Annotated in this window: 19 protein-coding genes; 13 read left to right on the top strand and 6 right to left on the bottom strand. The window is 61.1% G+C overall.

What is annotated here, in order from left to right; all coding sequences use genetic code 11:
- The first annotated feature begins 22 nt into the window (after positions 1 to 22).
- Positions 23 to 1390, top strand: coding sequence for a DUF1329 domain-containing protein (locus M5B96_RS01870; protein WP_248794804.1), 1368 nt, complete (start codon positions 23 to 25; stop codon positions 1388 to 1390).
- Positions 1391 to 1628: 238 nt separating this feature from the next.
- Positions 1629 to 4178, top strand: coding sequence for a LuxR C-terminal-related transcriptional regulator (locus M5B96_RS01865; protein ID WP_248794803.1), 2550 nt, complete (start codon positions 1629 to 1631; stop codon positions 4176 to 4178).
- 179 nt (positions 4179 to 4357) lie between these two features.
- On the opposite strand, the gene M5B96_RS01860 is transcribed toward M5B96_RS01865, so the two are convergent.
- Positions 4358 to 5155: an IclR family transcriptional regulator gene (locus M5B96_RS01860; RefSeq protein WP_248794802.1), complete on the bottom strand. Its 798-nt coding sequence runs from the start codon at positions 5153 to 5155 to the stop codon at positions 4358 to 4360.
- A 185-nt stretch (positions 5156 to 5340) separates the two neighbouring features.
- On the opposite strand from M5B96_RS01860, the gene hmgA reads away from it, so the two are divergent.
- From hmgA to maiA, 3 genes are read left to right on the top strand one after another with little or no spacing between them, the layout of a single operon-like run.
- Positions 5341 to 6639, top strand: a complete 1299-nt coding sequence (hmgA, locus tag M5B96_RS01855; protein ID WP_248794801.1) for a homogentisate 1,2-dioxygenase — start codon at positions 5341 to 5343, stop codon at positions 6637 to 6639.
- Between the two features lie 3 nt (positions 6640 to 6642).
- Positions 6643 to 7947, top strand: coding sequence for a fumarylacetoacetase (gene fahA / locus M5B96_RS01850; RefSeq protein WP_248794800.1), 1305 nt, complete (start codon positions 6643 to 6645; stop codon positions 7945 to 7947).
- A 12-nt stretch (positions 7948 to 7959) separates the two neighbouring features.
- Entirely contained in the window at positions 7960 to 8598 is a 639-nt protein-coding gene (gene maiA / locus M5B96_RS01845) for a maleylacetoacetate isomerase (protein WP_248794799.1), read from the top strand.
- Positions 8599 to 8760: 162 nt separating this feature from the next.
- Here the strand turns inward: maiA and M5B96_RS01840 are convergent, their stop codons facing one another.
- Positions 8761 to 9564 (bottom strand): SirB1 family protein, encoded by an 804-nt coding sequence (locus tag M5B96_RS01840; RefSeq protein ID WP_248794798.1) that lies wholly within the window; start codon positions 9562 to 9564, stop codon positions 8761 to 8763.
- 177 nt (positions 9565 to 9741) lie between these two features.
- On the opposite strand from M5B96_RS01840, the gene M5B96_RS01835 reads away from it, so the two are divergent.
- Positions 9742 to 10761: a Leu/Phe/Val dehydrogenase gene (locus M5B96_RS01835; protein WP_248794797.1), complete on the top strand. Its 1020-nt coding sequence runs from the start codon at positions 9742 to 9744 to the stop codon at positions 10759 to 10761.
- 130 nt (positions 10762 to 10891) lie between these two features.
- On the opposite strand, the gene M5B96_RS01830 is transcribed toward M5B96_RS01835, so the two are convergent.
- Entirely contained in the window at positions 10892 to 11158 is a 267-nt protein-coding gene (locus M5B96_RS01830) for a YebG family protein (RefSeq protein WP_248794796.1), read from the bottom strand.
- A 278-nt stretch (positions 11159 to 11436) separates the two neighbouring features.
- Positions 11437 to 12450, bottom strand: a complete 1014-nt coding sequence (locus tag M5B96_RS01825; protein ID WP_318654822.1) for an AraC family transcriptional regulator — start codon at positions 12448 to 12450, stop codon at positions 11437 to 11439.
- A gap of 355 nt (positions 12451 to 12805) precedes the next feature.
- Between M5B96_RS01825 and M5B96_RS01820 the strand changes: the two genes are divergently transcribed.
- From M5B96_RS01820 to M5B96_RS01800, 5 genes are all read left to right on the top strand, one after another.
- Positions 12806 to 13612, top strand: coding sequence for an SDR family NAD(P)-dependent oxidoreductase (locus tag M5B96_RS01820; RefSeq protein WP_248794794.1), 807 nt, complete (start codon positions 12806 to 12808; stop codon positions 13610 to 13612).
- A 65-nt stretch (positions 13613 to 13677) separates the two neighbouring features.
- On the top strand, positions 13678 to 14130 hold the full coding sequence (locus tag M5B96_RS01815) for a nuclear transport factor 2 family protein (RefSeq protein ID WP_248794793.1): 453 nt from the start codon (positions 13678 to 13680) through the stop codon (positions 14128 to 14130).
- Positions 14131 to 14316: 186 nt separating this feature from the next.
- Positions 14317 to 14613, top strand: a complete 297-nt coding sequence (locus M5B96_RS01810; RefSeq protein ID WP_248794792.1) for a YciI family protein — start codon at positions 14317 to 14319, stop codon at positions 14611 to 14613.
- Between the two features lie 109 nt (positions 14614 to 14722).
- Positions 14723 to 15502, top strand: a complete 780-nt coding sequence (locus tag M5B96_RS01805; RefSeq protein ID WP_248794791.1) for an SDR family NAD(P)-dependent oxidoreductase — start codon at positions 14723 to 14725, stop codon at positions 15500 to 15502.
- Positions 15503 to 15669: 167 nt separating this feature from the next.
- On the top strand, positions 15670 to 16170 hold the full coding sequence (locus M5B96_RS01800; protein ID WP_248794790.1) for a phosphate-starvation-inducible protein PsiE: 501 nt from the start codon (positions 15670 to 15672) through the stop codon (positions 16168 to 16170).
- A 42-nt stretch (positions 16171 to 16212) separates the two neighbouring features.
- Here the strand turns inward: M5B96_RS01800 and M5B96_RS01795 are convergent, their stop codons facing one another.
- Positions 16213 to 16554, bottom strand: a complete 342-nt coding sequence (locus M5B96_RS01795) for a hypothetical protein (protein ID WP_248794789.1) — start codon at positions 16552 to 16554, stop codon at positions 16213 to 16215.
- A gap of 355 nt (positions 16555 to 16909) precedes the next feature.
- Here M5B96_RS01795 and M5B96_RS01790 point away from each other — a divergent pair, with 355 nt between their 5' ends.
- Together M5B96_RS01790 and M5B96_RS01785 are read left to right on the top strand one after the other, a co-directional pair.
- Entirely contained in the window at positions 16910 to 18358 is a 1449-nt protein-coding gene (locus M5B96_RS01790) for a DUF1800 domain-containing protein (RefSeq protein WP_248794788.1), read from the top strand.
- 27 nt (positions 18359 to 18385) lie between these two features.
- Positions 18386 to 19585 (top strand): DUF1501 domain-containing protein, encoded by a 1200-nt coding sequence (locus M5B96_RS01785; RefSeq protein ID WP_248794787.1) that lies wholly within the window; start codon positions 18386 to 18388, stop codon positions 19583 to 19585.
- A gap of 7 nt (positions 19586 to 19592) precedes the next feature.
- Here the strand turns inward: M5B96_RS01785 and M5B96_RS01780 are convergent, their stop codons facing one another.
- Positions 19593 to 19958: a DUF3509 domain-containing protein gene (locus M5B96_RS01780; RefSeq protein ID WP_248794786.1), complete on the bottom strand. Its 366-nt coding sequence runs from the start codon at positions 19956 to 19958 to the stop codon at positions 19593 to 19595.
- Positions 19959 to 19973 lie beyond the last annotated feature (15 nt).

Here is a 19973-nt window from a genome sequence, read left to right as displayed (position 1 = left end):
CAGGCTTGAGAAGGACAACTTTATGCGCAAGATGATTCTGCAATGTGGTGCCCTGGCCCTGAGCCTGCTGGCAGCCAACGTAATGGCGGCGGTTTCCCCGGAGGAAGCGGCCAAGCTCGGCACCAGCCTGACCGCCATCGGCGCGGAAAAGGCCGGCAACGCCGACGGCTCGATCCCGGCCTACACCGGCGGTATCCCGAAAAATGCCGGTGCGGTGGACAGCAAGGGCTTTCTGGCCGACCCGTTCGCCAACGAAAAACCGCTGTTCGTCATCACCGCCGCCACCGCCGAGCAGTACAAGGCCAAGCTCTCCGAAGGCCAGCTGGCGATGTTCAAGCGTTATCCGCAGACCTACAAGATCCCGGTCTATCCGACGCACCGTACCGTCGTCCTGCCGGACGCGGTCCTGGAGGCGGCCAAGCGCAGCGCCCTGAATGTCACGGCAATCAACGACGGTAACGGCCTGGCGAACTTCACCGGCACCCGTTACTACGCCTTCCCGATTCCGAAGAACGGTGTGGAAGTGCTGTGGAACCACATCACCCGTTATCACGGCGGCAACCTGCGCCGCACCATCACCCAGGCCACGCCGCAGACCGACGGCTCTTTCACCCCGATCACCTTCGAGGAAGAAGCCGCCGTGCCGTCGGAGATCCCTGATCTGGGGGCGGACAAAGGCGCCAACGTGCTGACCTTCTTCAAGCAGGAAGTGACCGCGCCGGCACGCCTGGCGGGCAACGTACTGCTGGTCCACGAAACCCTCGACCAGGTCAAGGAACCGCGCCTGGCCTGGGTCTACAACGCCGGCCAGCGTCGTGTGCGGCGCGCCCCGCAAGTGGCCTATGACGGCCCGGGTACCGCCGCCGACGGCCTGCGGACCTCGGACAACTTCGACATGTTCTCCGGCGCGCCGGACCGCTACGACTGGAAACTGATCGGCAAGAAGGAGATGTATATCCCCTACAACAGCTACAAGCTGGACTCGCCGACCCTCAAGTACACCGACGTGATCAAGGCCGGCCATATCAACCAGGACCTGACCCGTTACGAGTTGCACCGGGTCTGGGAAATCGAGGGCACGGTCAAGCCGAGCGAACGGCATATCTATGCCAAGCGCCATATGTACATCGACGAGGACAGCTGGCAGGTTGCGCTGGTGGATCACTACGACGGTCGCGGTCAATTGTGGCGGGTGGCTGAGGGGCATGCGCAGTTCTACTACGACCACCAGGTGCCGGCTTATACCGTTGAAACGCTGTATGACCTGATTGCCGGGCGTTATATCGCCCTGGGCATGAAGAACGAAGAGAAGCACAGCTTCCAGTTCGGTTTTGTCGGCAAGGCGGCGGATTACACGCCGGCGGCGCTGCGGGCGACCGGGGTGCGTTAAACCGCCCTAATCCTGTGGGAGCAGAGCTTGCTCGCGAAGAGATCCTTGGGGCCGCTGAAAGCTTCGCGGCGATCCGGCAAGCCCTGCTCCTACAGGTTCCGTGGCGTTTTCAAGAATCCATTCACTGGCCCCTCGGGGCCTGTTTTTTATGGGCGGCGATAAGTTTCCTGAATATTTGTTCATTTCCAGGCGCGAACAGGGCTAGGGTGATCGGATAAAATCAAGAAAGGCCGCCGCAATGACCGCCATGACCCCGCGTCTGGACCGTCCCGGGTTCCTGCCTCGTTTATCCTCCCGCCATTTGCCGCGTCCGCGGCTAAGCAGCCCCTTGATCGAATCCCAGGCTCGCGTCCGCCTGCTCTGCGCGCCCGCCGGCAGCGGCAAGAGCGCCTTGCTCGCCGAATGCCTGCTGCAAGCCCCGCCCAGCTGTGGGGTGTGCTGGCTGCCGCTGTCCGGGGTGAGCCTCACGAGCGAGGCCTTTTGCACGGCCCTGGCCCAGGCGTTGGGGCTGGACGAACCGCAGGACGAATCGAGCCTGTTGGCGCGGCTGGCGCGCTGGACCACGCCTACCTGGATTTTTCTCGACGACTATTGTCGGTTGCCCAACCCGGCGCTGGATCAACTGCTCGATCGCTTGCTGGCGGCCAGCAGTCCGGTTCTCAGTTGGTGGCTGGGCGTGCGGCGGCGCCCCCACTGCAACTGGCCGCGCCTGTTGCTCGAAGGCGAACTCTATGAAGTCGAGGGCCCGAGCCTGGCGTTCGAGCGCGGCGAAATCGAACGCTTGGTGAGCCACCCGTCGATCACCCTGACCCCGCAGTGCCTTGACCGGATGAGCCAGTACACCGCCGGTTGGTGCGCCGGGGTGCGGGTCGCCATGCTCGAGGCGCCGGCCTGGATCGCCAACCTTCCCGACGCCGGGTCGCGACGTTCGGCGACCCTGCTCGACTACCTGCAACATGAACTGTTCGATGCCCTGGCGCCGGAGCTGGCCGAGGCCTGGCGCGTGCTGGTGCATCTGCCACGTTTCAATGCCGACCTCTGCGAGCACCTGTTCGGCGCCGGGGAGGGCGCCCAGTGGATGCGTACCCTGCAGGAGCTGGGCTGTTTTATCGAACCCTGGGAAGACTCTTCGGAATGGCTGCGGGTGTTCGCCCCGCTGGCCCTGCTGCTGCGCGACGAACCCTGGCCGGCCGGGCGTTCCTGGCATCGGCGCGCCTGCCAGTGGTTCAGTGCCCGTGGCGACTGGCAGGCGGCGGTGGAACAGGCCCTGGCCGCCGAAGAGTTCGAAGTGGCCGCCAGCCTGTTGCACAACTTCACATTCGATTACTTGTTCCAGGAGCAGAACGTGGCGTTGCTGTTGCGCCTGCACGAGCAACAACCGGACGACCTGATGTTCGGCACGCCGCACCTGGTGGGCTTGATCACCACCGCGTTGCTGTTCGCCGGGCGTTTCGACGAGGCGGCCCACAGCATCGAGCAGATGGCGCGTTTCTCGCCGCAACCCTCGGCGGCGGCACAGCGACAGCTGGTGGCGCGCTGGCAGGCCCAGCAGGGCTGGTTGCTGCATCTGCAAGGGCAGGCGCAACAGGCGCGCGGGCATTTCCTCGAGGCGTTGCAGGAGCTGCCGGCGGCGGCCTGGCCGGCGCGGTTGTTCTGTCTGTCGGGGCTGACCCAGCAGGCGCTGCTCGAGGGCGAGTTGGAGCAGGCCCACGCCTTGAGCCGCGACGCCCTGTGCCTGGCGCGGGCACAAGGCTCGCTGCTGTTCGAGGCGCTGCTGGAACTTGACCATGCGCAGTTGCTGGAACAGCGTGGCGCCCTGCACCGCAGTGAGAGCCTGCTGGACAACATGCACGCCTTGTTATCGGCCAAGCGCCATCTGGCCGGGCCGCTGCTCGGGCGGATCGCCTTGCGCCAGGGACGGATCGCCCTGCGCCAGGGCCGCGATCAACAGGCGGCCGGGTATTTTCAGACAGGTCTGGATGAGTGCCTGCGCAGCCAGGATAAACAGGCCTTGTACGGCTTTCTCGGGCTGGCCTTGCTGGATGCCAACCACGGCGACTACGCCAAGGCGTTTGTGCGCCTGCGCGATGCCGAACGCCTGATGCAGCAACGGCATATTCCGGACGTGGTGTATCGCGCGGTACTGCTGATGGTCAGTTGCCATTTCTGGTTGCAGCAGGGGCGCCCGGAGCTGGCGGAAGAGGCGCTGACCCGGGTGTTGCGTCACTACAGCGGTGTGAGTGGGGTGCAGGCGCCGCCGGCGACGCTGGAGTTGATTCCGCGTCTTGAGTACCTGTTGGTGCTGGCGCAGGTTTATCTACACAAGGCCCAGACTCCCTTGGAAGCACTGGCGCTGTTGCTTGAGCAGGCCCAACGCCGGGGCATGCAGGGGATGGAAACCGAACTGCGCCTGGCGCTGGCGGAAGTGGCGTTCCTGCAGGGGCGAACGGCGTTGGCCAAGAGTCATCTGGAGGAGGGGCTGGCGCTGGTCAGCCGTTGCAACCTGCAACAGGCCTTGCGTGAGCTGCGCCTGCGCCAGCCGGGGATGCTGGGGCGCCTGGGGTTCGAGGAGGCGTTGATCGCCACGGGTGACAATCCGTTGAGCCAGCGTGAGCTGGAAGTGCTCAAGCTGATTGCCCTGGGCAGCTCCAATCTGCAGATCGCCGACCAGTTGTTTATTTCATTGCACACGGTGAAAACCCATGCGCGGCGGATTCACAGCAAGCTGGGGGTGGAGCGGCGGACCCAGGCGGTGGCCAAGGCCAAGGCCCTGGGGCTGATGGGGTAATTCCGCTGGAGAGGTAATCCCTGTGGCGAGCGGGCTTGCCCGCGCTGGGCAGCGAAGCGGCCCTGAAGTCAGCGACTTCATTGTGTCAGGCAGAGCGCATTCACAGGTTTTGCGACTGCTTCGCAGCTGAGCGCGGCGGTGCGGCGTTCCGACAAGCCCGCTCGCCACAAGAGGTATTTTCAGTCCTGCGGTTGATAACCCATCCGCCAGCTGACTGCCTCGCTCGCCGCCAGCAAGCGCTTGGCCGCCGGGCCGTCTTCATCGGCGTGGAACAACGAGGTCGGCCCCACCACCGTGAGCACCGCCACTACCTGGCCCAGGGCATTGAACACCGGCGCCGACAGGGCATCGACCCCCGGCATCAGCAGGCCATGGACGAAATGCAGTCCGCGGCGGCGGATCTGTTCGCAAGTCGCGGCATACGCGGCGGCATCCGCCAGCGGGTGCGGCTGGCCGGCCTTGAGTTCGGCTTTGCGCAGCTCGACCGTTTCCCGATCCGGCAGGAAGGCATTGAACACCAGCCCGGTGGACGAACTGAGCAACGGCAGCACCGACCCCAACTGCGTCACCACCGTCACCGCGCGCACCGCCGGTTCGATATGCACCACGGTCGCGCCATGGTTGCCCCATACCGCGAGGAAGCAGCTTTCATTCAGGTCGTCGCGCAGTTCCGCCAACGGCATGGCCGCCACGTGCAGTACCTCCATGCTGTTCAGCGCCGCGAGGCCGACCCGCAGCGCTTCGCGACCCAGGCCATAGTGGTTGGTCGCCGGGTTCTGCTCGGCGAAGCCGCTGGCGATCAAGGCCTGCAAATAACGGTGGACCTTGCTCGCCGGCATCTGCACATGCTCGGCCAGGCGTGATAGCGAGGTGCTGGGCGACAGTTCCGCCAGTGCCTTGAGGATGTCGGTACCGACCTCCGCCGAGCGGACTTTCTGTTTACCGTTGCTGTCGCTGGTAGGGCGCGGCTTTTCCATGGAGGCAATGTAATCCCGGGACGAATGGGCGTCTTTATAGCTTGACGGGCATCGTCAATCAAATTACGTTCTGCATAATTAAGTTACGTAATGCATAATTTCATCCCCATAAAAATAAACCGACCCGTGTTGCACTCCTCTTGAATCCGGAGGCAGCCCCAGGTCCACTCCCTCCAGGAGGCTCCATGAACCCCGATTCCACGGTGCTGGCCTATCAGTCCGGCTTCGGTAACGAATTCAGCAGCGAGGCCCTGCCCGGCGCGCTGCCGGTTGGTCAGAACTCCCCACAGAAAGCGCCGTATGGCCTGTATGCCGAGCTGTTTTCCGGTACGGCCTTCACCATGACCCGCAGCGAAGCACGGCGCACCTGGATGTATCGCATCCAGCCGTCGGCCCGGCACCCGGCGTTCGTCAAGCTGGAGCGGCAGTTGGCTGGCGGGCCGCTGGGTGCGGTGACCCCCAACCGCCTGCGCTGGAACCCGCTGGAGATCCCGGGCGAGCCGACGGATTTCCTCGACGGCCTGGTGAGCATGGCGGCCAACTCGGCGGCGGACAAACCGGCCGGCATCAGCCTCTACAGCTACCGCGCCAACCGCTCCATGGAGCGGGTGTTCTTCAATGCCGACGGTGAATGGCTGCTGGTCCCGGAACAGGGGCGGCTGCGCCTCGTCACCGAGCTGGGCGTGCTGGCGATCGAACCGCTGGAAATCGCGGTCCTGCCCCGTGGCCTGAAATTCCGCATCGAACTGCTCGATTCGCAAGCCCGTGGCTACCTCGCCGAAAACCATGGCGCGCCACTGCGCCTGCCGGACCTCGGGCCGATCGGCAGCAACGGCCTGGCCAACCCGCGGGACTTCCTGACCCCGGTCGCCCGGTACGAAGACCTACGGCAACCGACCAGCCTGGTGCAGAAGTTCCTCGGCGAACTCTGGGGGTGCGAGCTCGATCATTCACCGCTCAACGTGGTCGCCTGGCATGGCAACAATGTGCCGTACAAATACGATCTGCGCCGGTTCAACACCATCGGCACGGTCAGCTTCGATCACCCGGATCCATCGATCTTCACCGTGTTGACCTCGCCCAGCAGCGTGCCGGGCCTGGCCAACCTCGACTTCGTGATCTTCCCGCCGCGCTGGATGGTGGCCGAGAACACCTTCCGTCCGCCGTGGTTCCACCGCAACCTGATGAACGAGTTCATGGGCCTGATCCAGGGCGCCTACGACGCCAAGGCCGAAGGCTTCCTGCCCGGCGGCGCGTCGCTGCACAGTTGCATGAGCGCCCACGGCCCGGACGGCGAAACCTGCACCCGGGCGATTGCCGCCGAGCTCGCGCCGAGCAAGATCGACAACACCATGGCCTTCATGTTCGAGACCAGCCAGGTGCTGCGCCCGAGCCGTTTCGCCCTCGACTGCCCGCAGCTGCAGAAGGACTACGATACTTGCTGGGCCTCATTGCCCGTCACTTTCAACCCGAATCGGAGATAACCCATGACTCAGCCAACAATCCTTCGCAGCTGGGTTGCGTCCGCCAACGGCCATGCCGATTTCCCGTTGCAGAACCTGCCGCTAGGGGTGTTCAGCCACCAGGGCTCGACCCCGCGCAGTGGCGTGGCAATCGGCGAGCAGATCTTCGACCTGGAAGCGGCGCTGGAGCTCGGCCTGTTTGACGGCGCGGCCAAGGTCGCGGTCGAAGCGACCCGTGGTGGCCAGTTGAATGCTTTTTTCGAACTCGGCTCCGCGGCCCGCGTGGCCTTGCGCGCACGCCTGCTGGAACTGCTCGGCGAAGGCAGCAGCCTGCGCGGCAAGATCGAAGCCCAGGGCGCCAAGCTGCTGCACCTGGCTGCTGATTGCCAATTGCACCTGCCGGCCAGGATCGGCGACTACACCGATTTTTATGTCGGCATCGAGCATGCGCAGAATGTCGGCAAGCTGTTCCGGCCCGACAACCCGCTGCTGCCCAACTACAAGTATGTGCCCATCGGTTATCACGGCCGGGCTTCGACCGTGCGTGCGTCCGGTGCCGAGGTACGGCGGCCCAAGGGCCAGACCTTGCCTGCCGGGCAGACTGAGCCGACCTTCGGTCCCTGCGCACGGCTGGACTACGAACTGGAACTGGGCATCTGGATCGGCCAGGGCAACGCCCTGGGCGAGTCGATTGCCATCGGCGATGCCGCCGAGCATATCGCCGGTTTCTGCCTGCTCAACGATTGGTCGGCGCGGGATATCCAGGCCTGGGAATACCAGCCGCTGGGCCCGTTCCTGTCCAAGAGCTTCATCACCAGCGTCTCGCCCTGGGTGGTGACGGCCGAGGCCCTGGCGCCGTTCCGCCAGGCCCAGCCGGCGCGTCCGCAGGGCGATCCGCAGCCGTTGCCGTACCTGTTCGACGCGCGCGATCAGCAGGACGGTGCCTTCGATATCGAACTGGAAGTGCTGCTGCTGACCGAGGCCATGCGCGAGCAGAACCTGCCGGCCCAGCGCCTGACCCTGAGCAACACCCGGTACATGTACTGGACCGTGGCACAACTGGTTGCGCACCACAGTGTCAATGGCTGCCAGTTGCTGGCCGGCGACCTGTTCGGCTCGGGCACCTTGTCCGGTCCAGAAACCGGGCAGTTCGGCAGCCTGCTGGAGATCACCGAAGGCGGCAAGAAAACCGTGGAGCTGGCCTCGGGTGAGGTACGCAAGTTCCTTGAGGACGGTGATGAGATCATCCTGCGGGCGCGTTGCCGCCGTGAAGGCTTTGCTTCGATTGGCTTCGGCGAATGTCGCGGCAAGATTGTTCCGGCGCGTTGAGAGGAGAGGACCATGGAGCTTTACACCTATTACCGTTCGACCTCGTCCTACCGCGTGCGGATCGCCCTGGCCCTCAAGGGCCTGGACTACCACGCGCTGCCGATCAACCTGGTCGCCCCGGGCGGTGGCGAGCATCGCCAGGCGGCGTACCTGGCGGTCAACCCGCAGGGCCGGGTGCCGGCCTTGCGCACCGATGCCGGGGATGTGCTGACACAGTCGCCGGCGATCATCGAGTTTCTCGAAGAACGTTATCCACAGCCGCCGCTGCTGGCCTCGGACCTGCTGACCCGTGCCCGCGAGCGGGCGGTGGCGGCGCTGATCGGTTGCGATATTCATCCGTTGCACAACTCCGGCACCACCAACCTGCTGCGCCAGTGGGGGCATGACGACGCCCAGGTGCTGGAGTGGATCGGCCACTGGGTCAGCCAGGGGTTGGCGGCGGTGGAGCAGTTGATTGGCGAGGTCGGTTATTGCTTCGGCAAGGAGCCGGGGCTGGCGGATGTGTACCTGATTCCGCAGTTGTATGCGGCGCAGCGTTTCAAGGTGTCGCTGGAGGCTTATCCGCGTATCCGCCGGGTCGCAGCGCTGGCGGAACAGCATCCGGCGTTTATCAAGGCGCATCCGGCCAATCAGCCGGATACCCCTTTGTAAGGCACGCTGAACATCTTGTGGGAGCGGAGCTTGCCCGCGAAGCTTTTAGCGGCATCAGTGGCCCCTTCGTGGGCAAGCTCCGCTCCCACATGAAGATAGGTGTCTCACCATAAAGGTTTGCTGGGTCCACGATGCGACCGAAGCGGATCCTCTCGCAATTGCCTAATGCACCACCGCATTCGGTGGCAATTGCCCCAGTCGCTCCGTCAGCCGTAGTCGCTGGAGCGGGTCTTCGCTGAGCAACAGTGCCCGTTCCAGGTCATGGCGTTCGGCCCGCGGGCAATCGAGGCGCTGGTACAGGCTGGCGCGGGCCAGGTAGTCGCCGGCATTGGCCTGGCCCAGTTCCAGGACCCGTTCGGCATCTACCAGGGCGCCGAGGAAATCGTCGTTGGCCTGGTGCAATTGCCGCAGGTTGCGCGACAGGCGCTGGAGCATCTGTACTGGTGTGGCCGTGTGCATATGTTCGGCCTTCAGCACTGTGCTCGGACCATACTGGCGGGTCAGCAGCTCACGGCAGTCATTGGGATAAAGACGTCGTCCGCCGCACGGGTCGAGCAGATGGTCGGCCCCCGGCACCCGTAGCAGGAAATGCCCGGGGAAATTCACCCCCTCCAGCGGTATCTCCAACTGCCGGGCCAGTTCCAGGGCGATCAACGCGAGCACCAGCGGTTGCCCGCGTCGCCGCTGCAAGACCTTGTCGAGCAGCGCCGCGTGCGGACGCAGCGGGGTGAACTCGTCCTGCTGGAAGCCCAGGTCATTCAGCCGGCGCAACAGCGGCTGGCCCAACTCGCTGACGGGCAGCATCGGCAGGCCGGCGCTGACCCGCTGCTGCAGGTCGCGGAAATCCCGCAGCACGGCCTCGGGACGGACCTGCGGGTCATGTTCGGCGGCCACCCACAAGGCCGCTTCGAACACTGCGGGCGGAGTGCGTTGCAGGCAGGCGAAAAAGGCTTGGCGGGGGTTCATCGAGATCTCCGGCAGAGTCTCTGTTTTAGCCCCGCGCCGGGCTTTCGTCCAGTCTCTTGCGGCGTTTGAGGGTTATGTCGCAAAGCCTGCAAACGCCAAAGGCTTATTCCTGCTTGCTTCTGCAAGCTTTCCCACGAAGCCTATACTCGCTACAGGTAGTATCCAGGGGGCCTCTCGATGTTCGCTCTCATGCAAAGCACTCGTCTTGAGTCGCTGCACCTCAGTGTTGATCCGGTCACCGGATTGAAGGCGGTGATCGCCATCCATAATCGTCGTCTCGGGCCGGCGCTGGGCGGCTGTCGTTATCTGGCCTATCCCAATGATGAAAGTGCCATGGTCGATGCCATCCGCCTGGCCCAGGGCATGAGCTACAAGGCTGCGCTCGCCGGATTGTCGGTGGGCGGGGGCAAGGCGGTGATCATTCGTCCGCCCCATGTGGAAAGCCGCGCCGCCCTGTTCGAAGCCTTCGGTCGTTGTATCGAGCAGCTCAACGGGCGCTATATCACCGCCATCGACAGCGGGACCTCCACCGCCGATATGGACTGCATTGCCCAATATACCCAGCACGTCACCAGCACTACCAGCGCCGGCGACCCGTCGCCACATGCGGCCATGGGCGTGTTCGCCGGGATTCGCACCACTGCCATGGCGCGCTTGGGCAGCGACAACCTGGAGGGGCTACGGGTGGCCGTACAGGGGCTGGGCAATGTCGGCTATGCCCTGGCCGAGCAGTTGCACGCGGCGGGAGCGGAGCTGCTGGTCAGCGATACCGACCCGGGCAAGGTGCAACTGGCCATGGAACAACTGGGGGCGCATCCGATCGCCTGTGAAGCCTTGCTCAGTACCCCCTGCGATATTCTTGCCCCGTGCAGCGTGGGTAATGTGCTCACCAGCCAGAGCGTGGCGCAGCTGCGTTGCGCGGCGGTGGCCGGTTCGGCCAGTACCCAACTGACCCATATCAACGTCGCCGATCAGTTGGAAAAACGCGGCATTCTTTATGCGCCCGACTACGTAATCAGTTCCGGTGGCTTGATCTATGTCGCCCTCAGGCATCAGGGCGAGGAGCTGTCGACCATCACCGCCCATTTGTCCCGTATCGGTTCGCGCCTGACCGAAGTCTTTGCCCATGCCCAGGCGGAAAAGCGCTCGCCGGCACGGGTGGCCGACGAGCTGGCGGAGCGCCTGCTTTACCGGTAGGGCTATTCGGTCAGGATTGAATGCGATCTCTTGTCGGAGCCGGTTTGCTGGCGATAAGGCCGACAAGCCTGGCGTTGCCTTCAAGGATGCCATCGCCGGCAAGCCGGCTCCCACGTCATGTGGCGCGGTCTTATTCGGCAGGAACCGGGGCCGAGAGCAATTCGCTCAGTGCATCCGGCTGGCTCTTGAACGCCCGGGCGAACACATCGCGGTTTTTCGCCATGTAGATGCCGGCTTCTTCCACCTGCTGCTCGCTCAGCGAGGGCACGGCTTTTTGCAGGACTTCGGCCAACAGCTCGGCCAATTCGAGCATTTTGTCATGACGGTCAGCTTCGGCTTTATCCATGAACAAACGCTCCAGATCTCGGCTGCTGCGGTATACCACTTCGACGGCCATTCACCACCTCACATGCCTTCACGATAGTTGTGTTTTGCAATTACTGTATTTATATACAGCTAAAAGCATAAGCGAATCCCCAGGTTTTGGGTAGTGGCTTTTTAATGTAGACCTATTTCGTGGTTTGTCAGGTGGGCTGCGCTGCCTTTGGCGATCTCGCGGACACCGCTCCCCTTGAGATAGGGGATAGACAAATGGGGATGTTTATGACTGACAGCGACAATAAGGGGGAGAGCTGCTCGGCCAGGAACACGCTGACCGCGCTAGCAAATGCAAGGTCAATCCTGCTGCTCCCGCTTTGCTACGGAAAGCTGAGGATCACTGGAGACAAGCATTTGCGATCTCGCCCTGGCCGGCGTAATGCCACTCCAGGACTGAAATGCTCGAGCAAAGGAATTGGAATCATCAAACCCTAGAAGGAAAGAGATCTCAGCGCTCGACATGGCCGTGTTCCGTAGATAGTGACGCGCCAACGAAGCGCGTAGCGTATCTAATGTCTGTTGAAACGTTGTCCCTTCATCGTGCAGTTTACGCTGCAATGTGCGGGTACTGACCGCGAGCTTTCGACTGACCGACTGCATCGATACCTCGCCTGCGGGCAAGGATTCAAGCAGGACACTGCGTACCCTATCGGCCATGCCGCACGTCCTCTCCAAGTCGGACAATCGCTGACGCAGGCTAGGTTCGAAGAACAACCACATCTTGTGGTTCTCGGTCAGAAAAGGTCGTTCGACGTCTGCTGCAGCGAATACTACGCAGGCCAGGGGGCTTCTAGTCACAGGAATGCCGAAGTAAGCCTGATAGGCATCTGAATCCGACTCAATAGCTAGCGAGGGCCAGCTCACTTGCAACGGTTGCACATGGCTACGAGTCGCCAACCTTGCCAGTTGCACGAAGAACACGATTTTAAAGGCTAAGAAAACTTCTGGTGGCGGCTCGGAAGGATCTAGAAAGTCCATGGTTACCGTGGTGTGCGCGTCAGTACGAACGACCCGAATCGTCATAGGTGCTATTAGCCGCACGTACTGGGCAATCCGTTCGAGAGCGCCGCCTAAATTGGTACTGCACAATGCTGCGAAAAGCTCCGGATCAAACCAGTCGGAGGACATTACCCTCGCGATCTGCAACGGCGCAGGCAACTCTGCGCAAACAGCCGCAGCCTCAGCATCAATCGCCCGCCACAGCTTGAAAAAATGTGCGGAATCCAAGCGCACGTTCTGCCGCGTGAACAGATCGCCTGGCATCTGTGCGCGCCGCAAAACAGGTGCAGTGGCCAATCCGGCATCATGCATCAGCAATCGCCATCCGGGCCAAACAGAGAAGTCCAAAACGGAGCTGCGCTTGCCTGCCATGAAATTTAATTCCTCCTTTTTTGGGGGGTATTTCCAGTATTCAGGCACCCCAGTCTAGTGAGCCGATCACGCCACGACAACGACAGATCGCGCCAATATGCCAGAGCGATCTTGGCGGGTTCTGCAGTCATATAGGCGCGTTAGGCGAGTGTCAAATTGTGGTATCCCCAGCAGTCTATATGTCATCCGGGGGCCGGGAGCGTCCGTTCGATGAAGTCATCGATGCGACAAATCCCTACCTGCCGGAACCAACCGCGTACTTGAAGGGATGAGACCTCCCATTACTGGTAGACATATGAAAAAGACAATCCTGATCACTGGTGCATCGTCCGGCTTTGGATTGATGCTGGCGAAAAACCTGCACCAGCAAGGTTTTAATGTCATCGGCACCAGCCGTACACCCGAAAAACACGCAGCGCAACTGCCGTTCAAATTGCTTGAACTGGATGTTGATAATGATGTTTCTATCAAGCGGTTTACGGAAAATTTGTTCCAGCACATTAAGCATTTGGACGTTCTGGTAAATAATGCCGGTTACATGGTCACTGGTATCGCAGAAGAAACGCCTGTGGAGCTTGGCCGTCAACAGTTTGAGACCAATTTTTGGGGCACTGTCAAGGTGACCAATGCCTTGCTCCCCTATTTCAGACGTCAAAAGCAGGGGCAGATAATTACTGTCAGCTCTATCGTCGGTTTGATTGGTCCGCCGAATCTTTCATTTTACACAGCCTCTAAGCACGCGGTTCAAGGTTACTTCAAATCTCTGCGTTTTGAGCTGGATCAATTCAACATCAAGGTCAACATGGTTGAGCCGGTATGGTTTAAGACCAATTTGGCTGTCAATGCGATTCCTGCAACAAACAACCGCATTGCTGACTATGACGCTTATCGGACGAAAGTCAACGCTGCCACACAGAAAGGCATCGATGAAGCCGAAGAACCAGGCGCCGTTGTGGAAAGAATCAGAGCGCTCATTGAAACCAAGAGCTCCAAGTTCAGTAATCCGGTAGGGAAAATGACTGGCATGATTCTTTTTCTGCAAAGCTACATGCCTAAAATGTTTGAAGGCTCAATATTGAGGAGCGTGCAGTCGGCAAAATAAACCAATCAAAACTTAATGCCTGACATAGGCAATGCCCCCCTGGATATATAGAACCGGAGATGAAAATGAAGAAAGTTGACCAGCATACTGCACATTCTATCCAAACAGCTCGGCCACATGCGGCCGCCCAGGCAGGAATCCAGGAGTGGCATCGCATCGTTGCCGAGTCAGATTGGAAAGAGCTTTCAAGCTTGCTCGCCGAGGACGTTGTCTTTCGCAATCCATCTACCTTCGAACCCTATCAAGGTAAGGGCCCAATGCAGGTGATTCTGCCTGCGGTGTTTAGCGTTCTCGAAAACTTTGAATATCACAGGCACTTCGGTAGTGAAACAGGCTATGTACTGGAGTTCAGTGCAGCTATAGGCGATGACCGTGTAACGGGTGCCGACCTTATTGAGTTCAATGATGAGGGCAAGATTACTGACTTCATGGTAATGATGCGACCAGCAGGCGTCGTGCTGGCATTATCCGCTGAGGTGGGCAAGCGAATTGCTGCTATTCCAGTTGCTGTCGAGTGAGTAAGCTTTTTTAAAGTCGGCCCCGACAGTCTGCTCATCATATCTGGCGTGCCCCAAAGCCAGTCGGCTTGGCTTTTCAAGTCGCGACTGCACTTTTAATTTGCGAACGGCGCGGAGCGCGAGTTGTACTCCATAGCAGAACTTCGCCTGGAAAAAACTGTTTTCTATATATCACGGAACCAAGGCATGAAATATTTTTTGTGTAAATTCATTCCACCACGCGCAGACTTCCTGGCAACCATGTCTAGCAATGAGCGGGAGTGGATGAAGCAGCATGGTGTGTATATGAATGACCTGCTCAATAAAGGATTGATTGTCGCTCACGGCCCTGTAATAGATGAGGCGGGAGGTTATGGCGTCTCACTTTACCAACTTGCTGACGACCAGAATGTTATTGAGTTGACATCGCAAGACCCCATCATCAAGAACGGAGTTGGCCATTACGAGCACTACACCATGCTGCACCTGACAGCGCGTCCTTGACCCCCCCCCCCATGTACGTCGCAACACCAATTCACCATGCGACTTTATAAGCGCTAATGATTTACAGATTACAGCGCAAGACATTGTAATTATTATGAGGAGTCTTTTTATGTCGACCGCCCTTATCACCGGCGCCTCAAGCGGCATTGGTGCAATCTACGCACGCCGCTTGGCAGCGCGAGGCCATGATCTAGTGCTTGTCGCTCGCGCCACTGATCGACTCAATGCGCTTGCATCCGAGTTGTGCGATGCGCATGGTATTTCAGTTGAAGTCATCACTGCCGACTTGACCGACTCGATCCAACTCGACTCTGTTCTGAAGCGCCTGCGCAGCGCACCAGTAATCGATATCCTGGTGAATAACGCCGGGGCAGCACTGGTCGGTGACTTTGCCAGCGCTGAGCCTGACAAGATGCAAACCTTGCTGCGCCTCAACGTCATCGCTCCAACCCTGCTTGCCTCTGCCGTCATCGATAATATGCTGGCGCGTGGCAACGGCTCTATCATCAACATTGCTTCGGTGTTGGCGCTGCTACCAGAGTATTCTCATGGGATCTATGCCGCCACCAAGGCCTACGTGCTGACGCTGTCGCAAAGCCTTGCGGCCGAAGTTTCAGCAAAAGGGGTGTACGTGCAAGCCGTACTGCCTGCGGCAACGCGCACTGAAATATATGAGCGAGCGGGTGGTGACATCAGCAAGGTGCCAGACGTCATGGAAGTAGAGGCTTTGGTGGATGCTGCGTTGGTCGGCTTTGATCGCCGGGAGTTGGTGACAATTCCTCCTGTGCCTGAAGTGGCAGCCTGGGAGGCTTTCGAGCAGGCAAGGAGTGTTCTCGCTTCCGGCTTTAGCAACTCCGAGCCAGCAGAGCGTTATCGATCCTCAGTATGAATAGGTAGAACTTCATTACGTGGTGGTCGAGTCATGGATTAGCGCCGACCACCTACTATCATCTCACCCCCTGTCCCTGGCCTTTTTTCTGCATGCTTGTGCAGAGAGGGACAACAGTCATCTTCCACCCGCATCATTCGATCAAGCCGAACCAAGGAACCTGTACCGTGAAAATCAATTGGGCCGAGAACCTGCGACAAAATGTGCATCAGGTGGCCGAGTCCCTGGGCAACCTGTTGGTCGAGTCGTTTCATTACCTGGCGCTGTTCGCCATCGGCGGGGTGACTGCCTGGGCGGCGGTGATGGAGTTTTTGGTGATGATCGAAGAGGGTCATCTGAAGATCGACGACATCCTGCTGCTGTTCATCTACCTCGAACTGGGGGCGATGGTGGGGATCTACTTCAAGACCAACCACATGCCGGTGCGCTTCCTGATCTACGTGGCGATCACCGCGCTGACCCGGCTGCTGATCTCCAACGTGTCGCACCACAATCCGCCGGATATGGGCGTGGTTTACCTTTCCGGTGCGATCCTGTTGCTGGCGCTGGCGATCCTGGTGGTGCGCTATGCCTCATCGCAATTCCCATCGGTGAAGATCGAGCATCCGCAACGCAAGATCGGCGAGGGCTCCAGCGAGCATCCGGAAGTGGAGAAGGGCGAGCTTTGACACCTTGTAGGAGCGAGCTTGCTCGCTCCTACATCTACATCATCAGTTGATCCAGGCCCCTGCACGCAGATGCCAGCCATCGTTATGCCGTTCCCAGTGCGGGTGCACATAGCGATAACCCTGGCGCACCGGTTCCCAATGACCGTGCATCGCCACATAGCGCCGCCCGTCCCAATGCCAATAGCCACGGGCCCAGACGAAACCGGGGCGATAGGCCGGCTCCACTTCGATGACTTCCTGCGGCGGCGGTTGCGGTGCCACCACTTCCACGTATTGCGGCGCGGGTCGTTCGACCACCACCTGGCGCTCGTGAACCACGCGCTCCTGTACGCAACCGGAAGCCGCCACGACTACCGCTGCAAGTGCTGCGTAACGTAAAAACATGTTGCCTCCTCGGGATGGTCCGCCGACGGCGCATGCCTGGCGAACGGATCGTTGCCGTGTTTTCTCACCGGCTAGGCTTGTTGTAACAGTATGTATCTGTCCGGATCCTGAACCCGGTACAGACTTTTTCACGGCAAGAGCCGCTTGTCACAAGCCTTAGGCAGGATAGAACTGAATGCGCATTTGTCAGCATTGGTACAGCCAGTTCGACAGACACTGGGGATGAAAGGATTGCTGTCGCCCTCACCTTTGGAAGCCTCTTGATATGCCAGTACCGGGTGCTGTTCTACGTTGTCTGGGGTTGTCTGTATGCCTGGCGGTGGGCCTTCCCGTCGTTGCCATGGCGGCGCCTGCCGTGCCTTTGAGTCCCGCCGATTCGGCCTGGCTGCGGCGCGACGGTTACGACCTGGATGCGGCGAACGTCGCGCGTTTTCGCGCCATGGGCCGTGCCGGCTTGCTCGAGGCGCAGTTGACCGACCGTATTCGTGAGCCGTTGCCGCCGGGCATCGACGCGCAAGTGCGGGCGTTCCCGATCCTCGCGCAACCGTTGCAGGCGACCTTGCTCGCCTTCAAGCAGGGCCAGGAACAGCTCCAGGCAATGCCGGACGGCGATGCCAAGGCCGAGGCGAAAAAATCCCAGCAGCAACAGCTCAATGACGCCGCCGACCAGGCCCGGCAAATCACTCTGTTGCGGGCCGTCTATGGCAGCAACCAGCTCAAGGAGCAGATGGTCGGCTTCTGGCTCAATCACTTCAGCGTATTTGCCGGCAAAGGCGCGGTACGCCTGATGGCGGCGGACTACGAAGAGCAGGTGATCCGCCCGCATGCCCTGGGCAAGTTCAAGGACCTGCTGCTGGCGACCCTCAAGAGCCCGGCCATGCTCGAGTTCCTCGACAACGCGCAGAACGCCAGGGGCAAGGTCAATGAAAACTACGCCCGCGAGCTGATGGAGCTGCACACCCTGGGGGTCGGTTCCGGCTACACCCAGCAGGATGTCCAGCAACTGGCGCTGATCCTTACCGGCGCCGGGGTGAGGCCGCTGGATGGTCGGGTGCAGAAGTTCGGGCCACGGGTGGCAGCGTTGGTGGTGAATGACGGGATGTTCCAGTTCAACCCCAATCGCCACGACTTCTCCGACAAGGTGCTGCTGGGCGAACCGATCCAGGGCAGCGGTTTCGATGAGATCACCCGGGCGGTCAACCTGATCACCCGGCAGAAAGCCTGTGCGCAGTTTATCTCGCGCAAACTGGCGCAATACTTCGTTGCCGACCAGCCGCCTCAATCCCTGGTGGAGCGCATGAGCGTGACCTTCCAGCGCAGCGATGGCGATATCGCCCAGGTGCTGCGCACGCTCTTCGAGTCGCCGGAACTGCTGCAAAGCGCCGGGAAAAAATTCAAGGACCCGACCCAGTTCGTGGTCTCGGCGGTACGCCTGGCCTACGACGGCAAGCCGATCGCCAATCCGCGGCCGATGCTCAACTGGCTCAATCAGCTGGGTGAACCGGTATTCGGCCGGCAGACCCCGGACGGCTGGCCGCTGGATGCCGCCGGCTGGGCCAGCTCCGGGCAGATGTCGAAACGTTTCGAGATAGCCCGCTCCATCGGTTCGGGCTACAACAAGCTGTTTACTCCGGAAGGCAGCGACAAGGCCCAGGGCGGTTTTCCCATGATCACCACGCCGTTGTATTACGAGGCGATTGGTCCACATCTGTCAGCCGCCACCACAGCCGCGCTGAATCAGGCCACTTCGCCCCAGGAATGGAACACCTTCCTGCTCTCTTCACCTGATTTCAACAACCGCTAACGCCGTGCTCTTCAGGAAGGTGCTGTGATGAATCGTCGAGACTTTCTGCTCGCTTCAGCGGTCGCCGCGGCGACCCTGCCGACCCTGTCGTTCTCCGGCAAGCTGTTTGCCGCCCCGGCGTCGGCGCCGCGTTTTCTGATGGTGTTCCTGCGCGGCGGCTATGACTGCAACAACCTGCTGGTGCCCTATGCCAGCGATTTCTACTACGAGTCGCGGCCGAGCCTGGCGATTGCCCGGCCCGATCCGCACAACCCCAGCAGTGCCATCGCCCTCGACGGCCATTGGGGCCTCAACCCGCAGCTGCGCGATTCGCTCTACCCGCTCTGGCAGCGCAAGCAGCTGGCCTTCGTGCCCTTTGCCGGCACCGACGACCTGTCGCGCAGCCACTTCGAAACCCAGGACAATATCGAGGCCGGCCTGGCCGGCGAGCAGCACGGCCACTATGGCTCGGGCTTTCTCGCCCGGCTGGCCGGCGTCATGCCCGGCAGCGCGCCGATTGCCTTTACCGATGCCTTGCCGCTGAGTTTCCAGGGCGGCCGGGATATTCCCAACCTGTCGTTGCGCGGAATTTCGAAGCCGGTGTTCGACGAACGCCAGTCCGCGATCCTTGCCTCGATGTACAAAGGCACGACGCTGGCCGCGCCAGTGTCCGACGGCCTGCAACTGCGCCAGCAGGTGTCGAAGGACCTGCAGGACGAAATGACCAAGGCCGGGCGCGGCGCGCAGACAGCGCAGAATTTCGCCGCGGAAACCCGACGTATCGCCACCCTGATGCGCGATCAGTATCGGCTCGGTTTCGTCGATGTCGGCGGCTGGGACACCCACGTCAACCAGGGCGGCGCCCAGGGGCCGCTTTCCAACAACCTGGCGAACCTGGGGCAGGGCCTGGCGGCGTTTGCCGAGGCCATGGGCGAGCAGTGGAAAGACACCACGGTGGTAGTGGTCTCGGAGTTTGGCCGCACCTTCCGCGAGAACGGCAATCGCGGCACCGATCATGGCCATGGCACGGTCTACTGGGTGCTGGGCGGCAGCGTACACGGTGGGCGGATCGCCGGCGAGCAGGTGGCGGTGGCGCCGGGCAGCCTGTTGCAGAACCGCGATTATCCGGTGCTGAACAACTACCGCGATCTGCTCGGCGGCCTGTTGGGTCGCACCTGGGGTTTGTCCACTGCGCAACTTCAGAGCGTTTTTCCCGGCGTGCGCCCCAATGGGTTGCAGTTGGTGTAGCGGTTGCTTAACGAACTGGCAGCGTCAGCACCCTCCCGGTCGGCGTGGCCGGGCGTCCGACCCGATGGCCGGCACCGCTCCAGACCGGCGCGGGGAGGGTCGCCAGCTTGAGGCTGTCGCTGTCGGTCATGGCCGTGAGAATATCCAGCGCACTGTGCCCCTGCTCGATGGCGATGCCGAATTGCACGCTCTGGATCAGGCGTTTCAGGCGCCGCGGATCATTGCGCTGCTCGGCGCTGATCATCCGCTTGGCCACTATCCCGTCGGCGTTGGACAGGGTCAGCATGATGTCGCCGTCCAGTCCCTGGAGGCTGAGGTTGACCCGGTATTCGGGTTGGAACGCCTCGTTGATCAACTGAAAGGGGTTATCCATGTGTGTCACCACTCT

Origin of the sequence: Pseudomonas sp. MWU13-2105, assembly GCF_023242315.1 — a bacterium.
Lineage (GTDB): Bacteria > Pseudomonadota > Gammaproteobacteria > Pseudomonadales > Pseudomonadaceae > Aquipseudomonas.
This window is presented reverse-complemented; position numbering and strand designations above follow the sequence as displayed.

Bases quoted from the DNA above. Each gene is read 5' to 3' on its own strand.
- M5B96_RS01870 (WP_248794804.1), top strand. From the start codon at position 23: ATGCGCAAGATGATTCTGCAATGTGGTGCCCTGGCCCTGAGCCTGCTG.
- M5B96_RS01865 (WP_248794803.1), top strand. From the start codon at position 1,629: ATGACCGCCATGACCCCGCGTCTGGACCGTCCCGGGTTCCTGCCTCGT.
- M5B96_RS01860 (WP_248794802.1), bottom strand. From the start codon at position 5,155: ATGGAAAAGCCGCGCCCTACCAGCGACAGCAACGGTAAACAGAAAGTC.
- hmgA (WP_248794801.1), top strand. From the start codon at position 5,341: ATGAACCCCGATTCCACGGTGCTGGCCTATCAGTCCGGCTTCGGTAAC.
- fahA (WP_248794800.1), top strand. From the start codon at position 6,643: ATGACTCAGCCAACAATCCTTCGCAGCTGGGTTGCGTCCGCCAACGGC.
- maiA (WP_248794799.1), top strand. From the start codon at position 7,960: ATGGAGCTTTACACCTATTACCGTTCGACCTCGTCCTACCGCGTGCGG.
- M5B96_RS01840 (WP_248794798.1), bottom strand. From the start codon at position 9,564: ATGAACCCCCGCCAAGCCTTTTTCGCCTGCCTGCAACGCACTCCGCCC.
- M5B96_RS01835 (WP_248794797.1), top strand. From the start codon at position 9,742: ATGTTCGCTCTCATGCAAAGCACTCGTCTTGAGTCGCTGCACCTCAGT.
- M5B96_RS01830 (WP_248794796.1), bottom strand. From the start codon at position 11,158: ATGGCCGTCGAAGTGGTATACCGCAGCAGCCGAGATCTGGAGCGTTTG.
- M5B96_RS01825 (WP_318654822.1), bottom strand. From the start codon at position 12,450: ATGCATGATGCCGGATTGGCCACTGCACCTGTTTTGCGGCGCGCACAG.
- M5B96_RS01820 (WP_248794794.1), top strand. From the start codon at position 12,806: ATGAAAAAGACAATCCTGATCACTGGTGCATCGTCCGGCTTTGGATTG.
- M5B96_RS01815 (WP_248794793.1), top strand. From the start codon at position 13,678: ATGAAGAAAGTTGACCAGCATACTGCACATTCTATCCAAACAGCTCGG.
- M5B96_RS01810 (WP_248794792.1), top strand. From the start codon at position 14,317: ATGAAATATTTTTTGTGTAAATTCATTCCACCACGCGCAGACTTCCTG.
- M5B96_RS01805 (WP_248794791.1), top strand. From the start codon at position 14,723: ATGTCGACCGCCCTTATCACCGGCGCCTCAAGCGGCATTGGTGCAATC.
- M5B96_RS01795 (WP_248794789.1), bottom strand. From the start codon at position 16,554: ATGTTTTTACGTTACGCAGCACTTGCAGCGGTAGTCGTGGCGGCTTCC.
- M5B96_RS01785 (WP_248794787.1), top strand. From the start codon at position 18,386: ATGAATCGTCGAGACTTTCTGCTCGCTTCAGCGGTCGCCGCGGCGACC.
- M5B96_RS01780 (WP_248794786.1), bottom strand. From the start codon at position 19,958: ATGGATAACCCCTTTCAGTTGATCAACGAGGCGTTCCAACCCGAATAC.